This window comes from Bacteroides caecimuris (genome assembly GCF_001688725.2).
Taxonomy (GTDB): Bacteria; Bacteroidota; Bacteroidia; order Bacteroidales; family Bacteroidaceae; genus Bacteroides; species Bacteroides caecimuris.
This window is the reverse complement of the sequence record NZ_CP015401.2, coordinates 905923-918405: the sequence shown is the minus strand read 5'-3', so window position 1 is coordinate 918405 and position 12483 is coordinate 905923. Positions and strand designations below refer to the sequence as shown.

Genomic DNA, 12483 nt, shown 5'->3' with positions numbered 1-12483 from the left:
GCGGCTCACTGAAAGACGCGAAAATGGAGGTAAACGGAAGTGGAGGCAGATTAGACAGGAAAACTTCAAAAGAGAAATCCGTGAAAAAGGGAAAACGTCAAAAGGGAAAGGGACACTGCCGGAGACGTGAAACCGGGCAAACCACCGGCAAGGAAGTATGATTTTATATGTCTGGCCGAGCGTGTCCGGTCTGACGGATAAAATCATTCTTCCCGGTTTGCCTGCCGTGTATGACGGCTTGTTCCATTTACGGATCGGGCGGTCATGCGCGGCTTTCCGCTTACGGCTCAAAGGAACAGCAAAAAAGAAAAATCGTCGGAAACCCGTAAAAGCACCTTTCTGGCATAAGCGCAAAAGAAATGGGCCTTGCATCATCAGTCTAAACTTCTGTTTAGGCGTGAGGCAAAGCCCTTTTCTCCGCTTATGCGGTAGTCGGCATACGTTCGTCCAAAATCTCTTTGGGCGATGGTGTGCCGACGGACAAAACCGCTTTTACGGAAGATATGAATACGAGTATATCAAAAAATCACACTCGAAACACCGAAAAAAAGTAAATCATTGGGGCGTTTGGATAAAAAAGTGTACCTTTGCAATAGAGTTGTTAGATGTAGCAAAGCACAGCATACCAGTGAATTTGCATTGTCGCTAAATCGTTACCATAAAATTGAAACTCTCTTATTCTATTCTGACACACAATTAGATACAGTTTTTTTGACTATCCGGCGCAAAGATACATAAAATTCAACGAATTAATCCTTGTTTCTAGTCCCTCTTTTAGTTGACATAAATCAAGAAATAGTGATTAAACACTAAACAGTTAATCACTTAACAATTCGTTTAGGTGAACCATGCCACGAACAACCCAGGCAGAAAACCTCTGTCAGGTCGAACCCTTCCATCGACTCTTCCGGATATTTGGGAACGACTTCACCATTTTCGAGCACATAAACCAGTAGCCTTTCACCCAGTTCATTCTTCACATACATAGCTGCAATCTTGCATTGCGGACACAATAACTTTTTCATGCCGCAAAGATACAGATTGTTTCCATCACCTACAAGCTCTTCAGAAGATGTTTCAAAAAGCCTGTTCATGATTTACCATCAGAAAAGAAAATACCCACCAGAAAGATGCATTTTAGCAAAATACGCCTGTGATTCTGCATAATCTTCACTATCCTTGTCAATCCAAAGTGTAAGGAAATCAATAATGATAAAAGCTATTATCATATCAGTTCCGGGTGGCGTTCCAACCATCTCACTGCGTAAGAACAAGTGGCTTTCGGTTTCATTCCGTTGGCTGCAGCATAGGCATAAGCAGCTTTCACCAATGCAGCGGCTATTCCGCGACCTTCTATCGGGCGGGGTACAATGGTATGAGTGATGTCGAAAGAATCACCTAAGAGGCGATATTGCACAAAGGCAGTACGACCGTCTACTTCTGTCTTAAATAAATGCTGTTCGGGCTGATGAATAATTTCGTAATCCATAATCTATGTTGTTTTAAAATTGATTTATATCGTTCGTTATCTACTTTTGCAAAAGGGCAGTCTTGCAGATATCATAAGGGGAACTGCGCTTGCACCCACGGTTCTCTACACGAATCGTACCATCGGGACGAAGCATGTAAGTGGCCGTGACATCTACCAATCCGTGTTCAAAACGATTCTCGTAGCGGGCTATTTCGTACCAAAGTCCCATATATCGGTTCAGGTCGAGAGAGGGGACCGTAGTGTGGTCCGTACCTTTAAAAAGACATTCGACAGTAGGGATGGAAAAAAGGAATCCGGCTTCTGTCAGACGTGTCGGGCGAATTTTCTGACCGGCTGTCAGGAAAGAGGCCGCTTCACCGTAAAATATACGGATAGCGGTAGCTACCTTCGTGGCCTGCAAAGGACGAAGCATCTGCTGCATTGCTCCCCCATCCGGAGAAAGCACTACGCCAAAGCGTGTAATGACGAACCGGGTAGGTTGGGGACAGCGTTTGGCTTCTTTCTCCCATGCATAGCAAAGGTCGGAAAGAAAACCGTCGCCGCGTGTACGTGTATACTCGTCCGCCTCCACTTCCGGAGGATAATAGCCCACAGCGGAAGCTGAAATCATCAGTTTCGGTTTTTTCTTGACAGCATTTAACGCACAGATAATACGATGCGTCACCACAATGCGGCTGTTGAACAATTCTTGTTTATACTCCGGTGTCCAACGCTTATTGATGGGTGCGCCAGCCAAATTGATGATTACGTCGCAATGCGTCAATGTCTGAATCAAATGTCCGGACATACCTTCGCGGAACATCGATCTTCCCAAGGGAATAATCCGGTGTCCGCCCTTTTCTGTGAGATAGTTGGAAAGATGTTTACCTATATATCCGGTAGCTCCGGTCATTGCTATATTCATTTTGATTCATTATTTATTTTAACTCTATTAGAAAAACGTATAAAATGCAAGAAAAGTTCTTTGAAAAAAAACAAAATGGGGCTATCTTTGCAAAGCAGACTTAAACTTTAAAGCATCCAAAAAGGTTATAAAATGAAAAGACGAATGAAAATCAACTATATTCTTACACTTATATCAGTATTTTGCATCGGCGCATCCATTCCTGTGTTGACAGGCAGCAGCCAGGTGACCGAACAACATTCCGCCAAATCGGAAGTTCCTTATTGCGTCACCCCGCCCACCGTTCCCACCCAGGTTACTTTTGACGGAAAAACCATTGACCTCCGCCGCTATGACCGTCGCGAACGGATGGATCGTGAAATGATGGCTTTCACCTATATGCACTCCACCACCATGCTACTGATAAAACGTGCCAACCGGTACTTCCCCATCATAGAACCGATACTGAAAGCCAACGGCATCCCCGACGACTTCAAATACCTGATGGTAATCGAAAGTAACCTGAACAACATTGCCCGCTCTCCGGCAGGAGCAGCAGGGCTGTGGCAGTTTATGCCCGCCACCGGACGGGAATTCGGACTGGAAGTGAACGATAACGTAGACGAACGCTACCACATTGAAAAAGCAACCGTAGCCGCCTGCAAATATTTCAAACAAGCGTATGCCAAATATGGAGACTGGATGGCTGTCTGCGCCGCCTATAATGCCGGACAGGGACGTATCTCCTCCCAACTTGACAAGCAACTGGCAAGTCATGCCATGGACTTATGGCTGGTAGAAGAAACTTCCCGCTATATGTTCCGCATATTGGCAGCCAAAGAGATATTCAACAACCCGCAACGTTACGGATTTCTGCTGAAGCGGGAACATCTGTATCCGCCTATTCCTTACAAAAAGATGACTGTCGCCACTTCCATCGATAATTTGAGTAATTATGCCAAATCACAAGGTATCACATACGCACAACTCCGTGATGCCAATCCCTGGTTGCGCGACATCTCATTAAAGAACAAGACCGGAAAGACATACACCCTCTATATTCCCACACAAGAAGGTATGTATTATGATCCGAAAAAAACAGAAGCTTACAATAAACAATGGGTCATCGACTGAGTCTGAACTGTTAGCATGAAACTAAAAGAAAGAATCCATCATTTTTTACATGACGAAAAACTGAAGCGAAAGTTGTACGTCATCATTTTCGAATCGGATACTCCCACCGGGAAACTGTTCGACGTGATTCTTATCGGCTGTATTCTGGCCAGCGTACTGCTTGTCATCATCGAAAGCCTAAAAGGGCTTCCCAGCTTTCTGACGACTCCGTTCGTCGTTATGGAATATCTTTTCACCGCTTTCTTCACTTTCGAGTACCTGACGAGAATCTACTGCTCGCCCCGTCCCCGGAAATACATATTCAGCTTCTTCGGAATCGTAGACTTGCTCGCCACCCTTCCGCTCTACATCGGCCTGCTCTTCCCCGGTGCACGCTATTTGCTCATCATCCGTGCTTTCCGCCTGATACGGGTATTCCGCGTCTTCAAGCTTTTCAACTTTCTAAATGAGGGCGAACGACTGCTCACCGCCTTACGCGAAAGCAGCAAGAAGATTGCGGTATTTTTCTTGTTTGTGGTTATCCTGGTGACTTCCATCGGCACACTGATGTATATGATTGAAGGAACAGAGCCCAACTCCCAGTTCAACAACATCCCGAACAGCATTTACTGGGCTATCGTCACCATGACTACCGTAGGCTATGGAGACATCACCCCTATCACCGGTTTCGGGAAGTTCCTTTCCGCCTGTGTCATGCTAATTGGTTACACAATCATTGCCGTACCGACAGGGATCGTATCTGCCTCCATGATGAAAGACTATAAACGCAAAAGAGACAAAGAATGTCCCAACTGCCATCGCTCCGGACACGAAGACAATGCCGAGTTTTGCAAATATTGCGGACATCATCTGAATCCGTCCGAAATAGATGTGGAAAAGAAATAAATGTTATGACTTATGCTGAAAGAAACGCTCGAATAAAACAATAAACACACATCCCACCGCATAACAAGCTATATCTGCCCAATCGAACGTAGAGCCTAATTACTCACTCAATCACAGGATTAAACTTTTCCGTCAGATACTTCCAATAACGTACAGGCATATCCTGCCTGTGCTTTCTCGGATTCATACGTTCTTTGATACAAATGGCCTTGAAATAAGTTTTCCAAAGTTGTTGGAAAAGTTTCTCATCCTTGTCCATCAGACTTTCATCCAGCATCCCCGTAATCAGATGGGATTCACGGCTGTCATCATCAAACGAGATGGTCGTCACCTCCTGCAAGTCATAATAAAAACCATAACGGCGTTTCATGTCGTAGATAATCCACTTCTGATCGGCAAAACGGTCTTTGAAATGGTGGACGGTAAGAGGAAGCGCATTATACTGCGGTTCGAAAGCTGCAAAGAATGTACCATCCGCAGCTTTCTGAAAACGGACAAACTGCATCAGGTGCACACGTTCGCCATCCACTTTCTTCCATATTTGCGCCAATCGCAAAACGTCCGGATCTCCAAAATTGGTTTCGATGGAACGAGGTGAATCAATCGCTTTACGGATATAACGGAAAATGAGCATCCCTACCTCCGGAAGCTCCGACAGCCAACTTTGCGTAAGGCACCCCAAAGCAGAAACCGAGACTTTCTTCTGCAATCCCCGCCACACACGCCCTGCCTTTTCTTCATCGGTGACTACGGTATGCAACTCATCATAAAATAAGGGCAAAGCATCTCCTTCCGACAATAAATCATCGGGAAAGGTCTTACGAAAATAGGCGTCGAACACGGCAGTCAGCAGACCATCAAAGCTTTTATCGTAAACAAAAATGTTCATGAGGGTATACTTAGTAATTCGTCTGATTAGAAATCAGAAATCAAATCGTAATTGGCGTTTATCCACTTTCTTTTTCGGCTTCGGGAGCAATAAGCTACGTACCCGTTGCGGAGAAAGTTCGTTCACAGTCTGCATTTGAAGAGGTAGTTCTTTGCAGGTAATGAAATATTGCGCCTTCTTCATCACCACTCCTATCTTCTTCAGTTCATAAAAACCCAGTCGCGAAAAACGGCGGGAGGCGACAATCAGCTTAGCCGACTTCACTCCCACTCCCGGCACACGGAGCAACATTTCGTAGTCCGCTTTGTTGATGTCGACAGGAAACTGCTCGGGATGGCGCAAAGCCCACGATAGTTTCGGATCTATCTCGAGGTCGAGATCCGGATAGGCATCATCCACAATTTCGTCCACCTTGAATTGGTAAAAACGCAATAACCAGTCAGCCTGATAGAGCCGGTTTTCACGTACCAAAGGCGGTTGCTTCAATGCCGGAAGACGTTTATCGTACGTATTCACAGAAACGTAGCCCGAATAGTAGACGCGTTTCATGGTCGGTCGTCCGTAAAGAGCTGACGAAAGGAAAAGAATATCTTTGTCCGACTCGGAGGTAGCGCCCACAATCACTTGGGTACTTTGTCCCGCAGGAGCGAAACGGGGTGCATGGCGAAACTTCTGCCGTTCTTCCTTACTTTCCAACACACCTTGCTGAATGTATTTCATCGGAGCGAATACACTTTGATGATCTTTCTCCGGTGCAAGGAGTTTCAGGTTTTCTTCTTTAGGAATTTCAACGTTGACACTCAAACGGTCGGCATACAGCCCCGCCTCATTCACCAATTCACGACTGGCACCGGGAATACTCTTGAGATGAATATAACCGTTAAACCGATGCACCTGCCGCAAATCTTTGGCTACACGCACCAGTCTCTCCATCGTATAGTCCGGATTGCGGACCACTCCGGAACTAAGAAACAACCCTTCAATGTAGTTACGGCGATAGAATTCCATGGTCAGTTCCACCAATTCCGAAACAGAAAATGTAGCGCGGGGAAGATCGTTGCTACGCCGGTTGATACAGTAGGCACAGTCGTAGATACAATAATTGGTAAGCATGATTTTCAATAGCGATATACACCGCCCGTCTTCGGCAAAGCTATGGCAAATCCCCCATCCTCCGACAGTGTTTCCCAGCGTGCCCGGCTTATTGGAGCGCACCGTACCACTGGAAGAACAGGAAACGTCGTACTTGGCAGATTCCGCAAGTATCTTCAGTTTAGCCAGGACGTTTTCGTTCATAATTCACAATCTTGATTCTTTTCGCAAATATACGATTTAAAGACATTGCGCATTAAAATAGAAAGAGGACATATTGCTTCACAACATATCCTCTTTCTCGATATCTTTAAGTAGTCTTCCAAATTATTTCTTAGAAGCTTCCAAAGATGCTTTACGGAATTCTTTCATTGCTTTTTCGATTTCCAAAGAAGTCTTACGAGCACGAGTTCCTGCTGCTTTGTTACCGTTTTCGATCTGCGCGTTAGCATCTTTTGAGAAGTCAGCATACAGAGCTGCTACCTTTTCTACCAATTCTTTCATAATCCTTTTGTTTTTTCGTTAATAATGTGCCGCAAAAATACACTGTTTCCCGAAATAAAAGCATAAAATCAATATTTTTTTTTGAAATATTCTTCGAAAAATATCTAAAAAAAAGGCTTTTCATCATTTTTACCTACCTTTGTAGCCATGAAACTGCTTACAGATACCGATTATATACATGCATTGATTGCTGAAGGAGAGCATCAGCAACAGGATTTTAAATTCGAAATTTCCGACGCACGCAAAATAGCCAAAACACTCTCGGCTTTTGCCAATACGGACGGAGGAAGATTACTTATTGGTGTAAAAGACAATGGAAAAATCGCAGGAGTACGCTCCGAAGAAGAAAAATATATGATTGAAGCTGCCGCACAACTGTATTGCGTGCCGGAAGTGGAATACACCTTGCAGACATATATAGTGGAGGGACGACAAGTGTTAGTAGCGACCATCGAAGAAACTCCCCACAAACCTGTTTACGCCAAAGACGAAACCGGAAAACCTCTAGCCTATCTCCGTATCAAGGATGAAAATATTCTGGCAACCCCCATACATCTCCGCGTATGGCAACAAAGTGACAGCCCTCGTGGTGAACTGATCCGTTATACCGAACGTGAACAGCTCCTGCTCGAACAATTGGAGCATGGCACTTTACTCTCACTCAACCGCTACTGCCGCCAAACCGGACTTTCACGCCGTGCGGCCGAACATCTCCTCGCCAAATTTGTTCGTTATGATATTGTGGAATCCGTATTCGAAAATCATAAATTCTACTTCCGAATCAAAGATGAATGACCACGGACCGAAATTCATGCTTAATACCTGATAGGAAGATAATATCCGCTTTATCACTCACCGGAAATGAATGCTTCATGATTACAGGATAATACAATCCGCCTGTTAAATGATGACCGGGCGCAAAAGAAAGCCAGCATCCAAAGTCCTGTTTTAAGAAAGAGTCTATGCCAAACATCGAAAAGAACTTGGAATGTTGGTGAAAACCAACTGTTTTTGTACCTTTGCACGGAAATTGACAAGTGGTAGTTATATTATATACCTTCCACACACTCAAATAGTAAATAGTAAATTGTAAAATAGTAAATATAACAATGGGCTTATTTGGTTTATTCAAGAAAAAATCCGATGAAACGAAAGTCGGCAATGTAGAAGATTTCATTTCACTGACCCGGGTGTATTTCCAATCAGTGATCGCCACAAACCTTGGTATCACCAATATCCGATTCCTGCCGGACGTAGCTAACTTCAAACGTTTGTTTAAAGTGCCTACGCAAAACGGTAAACTGGGATTGGCAGAAAAGTCTGCCGCACGCAAAATGCTGATGCAGGATTATGGGTTGAATGAGAATTTCTTCAAAGAAATCGACGCTTCCGTGAGACGTAACTGCCGCACTCAAAATGATATCCAATCTTATTTATTCATGTATCAGGGATTTTCTAATGATCTGATGATGTTGATGGGAAATCTGATGCAGTGGAAGTTTCGTATGCCATCGATCTTTAAAAAGGCTTTGTATGGCATGACGCAGAAGACAGTACATGATGTTTGCACCAAAATGGTATGGAAAGCGGATGACGTGCACAAGACAGCTGCGGCTGTCCGCCAATACAAAGAGCGTCTGGGGTACTCGGAACAGTGGATGACGGATTATGTGTATAATATTGTTCTCCTTGCTAAAAAGGAAACGAAACGGAAGAATGACGACACGGATACGAAAAAATAAGTCGCGTTCAATATTAGAAAAGCATAAAGATTAATACGATAAAGAAAGCGGGGGTTTTGTACTTCCGCTTTTTTGTTATTGTTATCTTTATATACTTTTTTCGGATCAGTCTAAAAAAATCGGGGGACAGTTTGAAAGTCTGGATAATGTGCTTCAGGGCGGTCTATATCACAATAATTTATTCATATCTGCACGGAAATGAACTGTTTCAGCCTATTCAAACAAAGGTATATTCTCATAGGGATAAGTATAGTTGAGAATATTTGCGGATTTTTTTAAATTATAATACCTAATACTTATTCATCATTCTTTTACACGTATTACTATATTTGCAATAATTGCAGTTAGGCCTCCGGTGGTGATCCCTGAAGAAAAGATACTTCGAATTGCTTCCGGAGCTAGCATTTTTTCTCATTGATTTTGAAGGAAATAAACATTATCACTATTTTTGTACGAAATTAAAATGAACGATAACATGGAAATCGAAACACATCCGCTAGAACCATTTCTTCCTGCGAAATCAAAATTGCTTATGCTAGGCAGTTTCCCGCCACAGAAAAAAAGATGGTCTATGGACTTTTATTATCCAAACCTAAACAATGACATGTGGCGTATATATGGAATCTTATTCTTTAATGATAAGAATCACTTTCTGAATTCAACACTAAAATCGTTTTGCCGTGAGCAAATCATAGACTTTTTGAACGAAAAGAGAATTGCCCTGTTTGATACCGCTTCATCCATCCGCCGGTTGCAAGATAATGCATCGGATAAGTTTCTCGAAGTAGTGGAAGCTACCGATGTAGCAACATTGCTGCAACAACTTCCCGAATGTAAAGTCATCGTCACTACAGGACAAAAAGCAACGGACACTCTCCGACAGCAATTCGAAATAGAAGAGCCGAAAGTAGGCGATTACTCCGAATTCGTTTTTGAAGGACGTGCCATGCGGCTTTACCGGATGCCATCATCATCAAGAGCATATCCATTGGCGTTGGATAAGAAAGCAGCTGCTTACCGGATTATGTTTCAAGATTTGCAGATATTGAGGTGAGGTTAAGTATTAGGTATTTAGTATCAAGTGTTAGGTAATAAATAGCATGAATTAAATTATAAACGAATATGGCAACATTATTTTTGCAGTACCCGGCATGTAGCACATGCCAGAAAGCCAAGAAATGGTTAACAGAAAATAGCATTGAGTTTACCAACCGATTAATTGTAGAAGAAAATCCTACGGTTGAAGAATTAAAAGCATGGATTCCACGCAGCGGTCTGCCTATAAAGAAATTCTTCAACACGAGCGGATTAGTATATAAAGAGCTGAAACTAAGCGAGAAGCTGCCTGCTATGAGTGAGGAAGAACAGATAGCATTATTAGCAACGAATGGTAAATTGGTGAAACGCCCATTGGTAGTGACAGACAGCTTCGTTTTGGTCGGTTTCAAGCCCGATGAGTGGGAAAAATTAAAATAATTCAAAACTTATTTACCCAAATGTTTGGAGATTCAGAAGTTTCTACTACCTTTGCAGCCGCAAACACGGGAGTAGCTCAGTTGGTAGAGCACCGGTCTCCAAAACCGGGTGTCGGGAGTTCGAGCCTCTCCTCCCGTGCTGAGTCAAATAGCTGTAAACGATAAGTTTATGGCTATTTCTCGTTTAAGGGTCGGACAAATGTCGGACGAAATCAATTATCTTTGTCGGATACAATAAGGAATATTGGGTCAGTCCGAAAACCCTGTGGGTATGTTAAATCTACACTGTTAGTTTGCATAATCTAAAAATAAAGAATGGTATATCTTACGTAGAGGGAGCGATTAGAATTCACTGGATTGTTGTTTTTTTAAATCTAACCACAAAGAAGTTCACTTTCGCATATTAACATAACTTACCCACAGTTTTTTTCAGACTGCTCCATATAATGTACATTTCCAAAGACTCTTATCTGATTTCCTAATTCTTATTTGTTCTGTCCAATCCTTTAGCAGCCTCAACCAAACGAATGAATTCTCTTCTATATCCTTTACCATCGTTGTTCAGTCCCTGTTTGGCCAAATCAATCACTTTATCGTAACTGGCATTTCCTTTGAAGTCAGACTCCCGAAGCAACTGTCCGAACATAGCCACTGCAGAAGCAAAGTGGAAATCGGAAGATACATTATTTCCTTTATTATCAACGAAAGGAAGTTCCATTTTCTTGCTAACATCTTTATCCGGGGCTTTATAACGCAGTTTCACAGTCAGGAGTTCATTGGAACCTGTCGGTTTCACGCTCACTTTTTCTTTCTTCTGATATTTCAAATCATCTACCTTGCCTACATAGTCATTCTTCACGCCTGTAGGAATTACTTCATAGAAAGCGGTCACTGTATGTCCTGCCCCCATGTCTCCGGCATCTTTGGCATCGTTATTGAAATCTTCATTTTTCAGCAGACGACTTTCATAACCAATCAAACGGTATGCCTGTACTTGTGAAGGATTAAACTCCACCTGCAATTTTACATCTTTCGCAACCGTATGGAGAGTAGCACCAAATTCACCGACCAAGACGCGGTTAGCTTCCTGTAGATTATCTATATAAGCATAGTTTCCATTTCCCTTTTCTGCCAAAACCTGCATCTTTTTATCCTTATAATTTCCCATTCCATAACCCAATACGGTAAGAAATACTCCATTCTTCCGTTCTTTCTCTATTAGTTGTTCCAGTCCTTCCGCCGAAGAAACGCCTACATTAAAATCGCCGTCGGAGCAGAGAATAATACGGTTATTGCCATTAGGGATAAAATTCTTCTTCGCTATTTTGTATGCCAACAAGATACCAGCTCCACCTGCGGTAGATCCGCCTGCCGTCAGTTCGTCTATCGCTTCACGAATCTTCTGTTTGTCGCTACCCGGAGTTGCTTCCAGTTTCACGCCTGCACTGCCTGCATAAGTCACGATAGCTACTTTATCTTTATCACGTAAGTTATTGACCAGTAATTTGAGAGATGACTTCACCAATTCCAAGCGATTGGCTCCCCACATAGAACCGGAGACATCAATTAGAAAAACTAAATTGGATGCAGGCAGATTATCCGTAGGAATTTCTTTTGCCTTCAACCCGATACGAACAAGACGGTGAGCAGAGTTCCAAGGACATTCTCCGGATTCCATGGTAATCTTCACAGGGTCACTGCCTGTCGGTTTCGGATAATCGTATGAGAAGTAATTCACAAGTTCTTCCGTGCGGACGGCGTCAGCAGGCGGCAGTTCGCCTTTATTGATAAAACGGCGCATACTACTGTAAGAAGCGGCATCCACATCAATGGAGAAAGTTGAAAGTGCGGCATCCGATACATTCTTGAAGCCGTTCTCCTGAATCTGCCCGTATTCTTCCGCATTTGCAGCATCATACATGATTCCCGAAGTCGGACATACTGCCCTGTAAGCAGTAGACATTACTTTTGCAGCTCTTGTCTCATGGCCGTATCCTACCACCACACATTCTTCCAATACCAGTTCGTCAGCTTTCATCTTCACATCCAGCGTGGCCGATTTTACCACCCTTCTCTCTTGCTTATACCCGATATACTGAAACAGCAACGTTTCCCCTTTCTTAGCCTGTATCGTGTACCGGCCATTCATATTCGTTACTGTACCCTTCGTAGTACCCTTTATCTGTACCGAACAGCCAACAAGCGGAGTTCCATCCTTTGCATCCGTCACAGTACCCGTCACGGTAATTGCTTGCGCACTCACTGTACCTAAAGAAACAACTGCCATCAGCAGTACGAGCATCACCGCTCTGAATTGATTTGTTTTCATAACTTCCTTATTTAAAAATATGACAATTAGTTCGCTTTTACTATAGAGATGCAGATTT

12 protein-coding genes, 1 tRNA gene and 2 pseudogenes are annotated in these 12483 nt (G+C 43.2%); 7 read left to right on the top strand and 8 right to left on the bottom strand.

Features of this window, described 5'->3' with window-relative positions; genetic code table 11:
* Positions 1-821: 821 nt before the first annotated feature.
* From A4V03_RS03530 to A4V03_RS03520, 3 genes and pseudogenes are all read right to left on the bottom strand, one after another.
* The gene (locus A4V03_RS03530) at positions 822-1025 is read right to left on the bottom strand and encodes a hypothetical protein (RefSeq protein WP_235827536.1); all 204 of its coding nucleotides are present in this window, start codon (positions 1023-1025) and stop codon (positions 822-824) included.
* A 200-nt stretch (positions 1026-1225) separates the two neighbouring features.
* Entirely contained in the window at positions 1226-1489 is a 264-nt protein-coding gene (locus A4V03_RS03525; RefSeq protein WP_065537995.1) for a GNAT family N-acetyltransferase, read from the bottom strand.
* A gap of 55 nt (positions 1490-1544) precedes the next feature.
* A pseudogene (locus tag A4V03_RS03520) lies at positions 1545-2396 on the bottom strand (DUF1731 domain-containing protein); the annotation flags it as partial.
* A gap of 132 nt (positions 2397-2528) precedes the next feature.
* Between A4V03_RS03520 and A4V03_RS03515 the strand changes: the two are divergent.
* Both A4V03_RS03515 and A4V03_RS03510 read left to right on the top strand, forming a co-directional pair.
* Positions 2529-3509, top strand: coding sequence for a lytic transglycosylase domain-containing protein (locus tag A4V03_RS03515; protein ID WP_065537994.1), 981 nt, complete (start codon positions 2529-2531; stop codon positions 3507-3509).
* A gap of 15 nt (positions 3510-3524) precedes the next feature.
* Positions 3525-4394, top strand: a complete 870-nt coding sequence (locus tag A4V03_RS03510) for an ion transporter (protein WP_065537993.1) — start codon at positions 3525-3527, stop codon at positions 4392-4394.
* 3 nt (positions 4395-4397) lie between these two features.
* Here A4V03_RS03510 and A4V03_RS21250 read toward each other — a convergent pair.
* From A4V03_RS21250 to A4V03_RS03495, 4 genes and pseudogenes are all read right to left on the bottom strand, one after another.
* A pseudogene (locus tag A4V03_RS21250) lies at positions 4398-4493 on the bottom strand (DUF2809 domain-containing protein); the annotation flags it as partial.
* A 4-nt stretch (positions 4494-4497) separates the two neighbouring features.
* Positions 4498-5283 carry a TIGR03915 family putative DNA repair protein gene (locus tag A4V03_RS03505; RefSeq protein WP_065537992.1) on the bottom strand — a complete coding sequence of 262 codons (786 nt, stop codon included), beginning with the start codon at positions 5281-5283 and terminating at the stop codon, positions 4498-4500.
* 33 nt (positions 5284-5316) lie between these two features.
* Complete coding sequence (locus A4V03_RS03500) at positions 5317-6579, bottom strand: putative DNA modification/repair radical SAM protein (protein WP_065537991.1); 1263 nt, start codon at positions 6577-6579, stop codon at positions 5317-5319.
* 123 nt (positions 6580-6702) lie between these two features.
* Entirely contained in the window at positions 6703-6879 is a 177-nt protein-coding gene (locus tag A4V03_RS03495) for a histone H1 (protein WP_065537990.1), read from the bottom strand.
* A 147-nt stretch (positions 6880-7026) separates the two neighbouring features.
* Here A4V03_RS03495 and A4V03_RS03490 point away from each other — a divergent pair, with 147 nt between their 5' ends.
* From A4V03_RS03490 to A4V03_RS03465, 5 genes are all read left to right on the top strand, one after another.
* Entirely contained in the window at positions 7027-7674 is a 648-nt protein-coding gene (locus A4V03_RS03490; protein WP_065537989.1) for an AlbA family DNA-binding domain-containing protein, read from the top strand.
* 314 nt (positions 7675-7988) lie between these two features.
* Positions 7989-8621 (top strand): hypothetical protein, encoded by a 633-nt coding sequence (locus A4V03_RS03480; protein ID WP_065537987.1) that lies wholly within the window; start codon positions 7989-7991, stop codon positions 8619-8621.
* Between the two features lie 475 nt (positions 8622-9096).
* The gene (locus tag A4V03_RS03475; RefSeq protein WP_065540266.1) at positions 9097-9675 is read left to right on the top strand and encodes a uracil-DNA glycosylase family protein; all 579 of its coding nucleotides are present in this window, start codon (positions 9097-9099) and stop codon (positions 9673-9675) included.
* A 68-nt stretch (positions 9676-9743) separates the two neighbouring features.
* Positions 9744-10097, top strand: coding sequence for an arsenate reductase family protein (locus A4V03_RS03470; RefSeq protein WP_065537986.1), 354 nt, complete (start codon positions 9744-9746; stop codon positions 10095-10097).
* A gap of 65 nt (positions 10098-10162) precedes the next feature.
* Positions 10163-10235, top strand: a tRNA-Trp gene (locus tag A4V03_RS03465).
* Positions 10236-10574: 339 nt separating this feature from the next.
* Here A4V03_RS03465 and A4V03_RS03460 read toward each other — a convergent pair.
* Positions 10575-12425 carry a vWA domain-containing protein gene (locus A4V03_RS03460; RefSeq protein ID WP_065537985.1) on the bottom strand — a complete coding sequence of 617 codons (1851 nt, stop codon included), beginning with the start codon at positions 12423-12425 and terminating at the stop codon, positions 10575-10577.
* Positions 12426-12483: the final 58 nt, after the last annotated feature.

Bases quoted from the DNA above. Each gene is read 5' to 3' on its own strand.
- A4V03_RS03515 (WP_065537994.1), top strand. From the start codon at position 2,529: ATGAAAAGACGAATGAAAATCAACTATATTCTTACACTTATATCAGTA.
- A4V03_RS03500 (WP_065537991.1), bottom strand. From the start codon at position 6,579: ATGAACGAAAACGTCCTGGCTAAACTGAAGATACTTGCGGAATCTGCC.
- A4V03_RS03475 (WP_065540266.1), top strand. From the start codon at position 9,097: ATGGAAATCGAAACACATCCGCTAGAACCATTTCTTCCTGCGAAATCA.
- A4V03_RS03505 (WP_065537992.1), bottom strand. From the start codon at position 5,283: ATGAACATTTTTGTTTACGATAAAAGCTTTGATGGTCTGCTGACTGCC.
- A4V03_RS03525 (WP_065537995.1), bottom strand. From the start codon at position 1,489: ATGGATTACGAAATTATTCATCAGCCCGAACAGCATTTATTTAAGACA.
- A4V03_RS03510 (WP_065537993.1), top strand. From the start codon at position 3,525: ATGAAACTAAAAGAAAGAATCCATCATTTTTTACATGACGAAAAACTG.
- A4V03_RS03460 (WP_065537985.1), bottom strand. From the start codon at position 12,425: ATGAAAACAAATCAATTCAGAGCGGTGATGCTCGTACTGCTGATGGCA.
- A4V03_RS03530 (WP_235827536.1), bottom strand. From the start codon at position 1,025: ATGAAAAAGTTATTGTGTCCGCAATGCAAGATTGCAGCTATGTATGTG.
- A4V03_RS03470 (WP_065537986.1), top strand. From the start codon at position 9,744: ATGGCAACATTATTTTTGCAGTACCCGGCATGTAGCACATGCCAGAAA.
- A4V03_RS03490 (WP_065537989.1), top strand. From the start codon at position 7,027: ATGAAACTGCTTACAGATACCGATTATATACATGCATTGATTGCTGAA.
- A4V03_RS03480 (WP_065537987.1), top strand. From the start codon at position 7,989: ATGGGCTTATTTGGTTTATTCAAGAAAAAATCCGATGAAACGAAAGTC.
- A4V03_RS03495 (WP_065537990.1), bottom strand. From the start codon at position 6,879: ATGAAAGAATTGGTAGAAAAGGTAGCAGCTCTGTATGCTGACTTCTCA.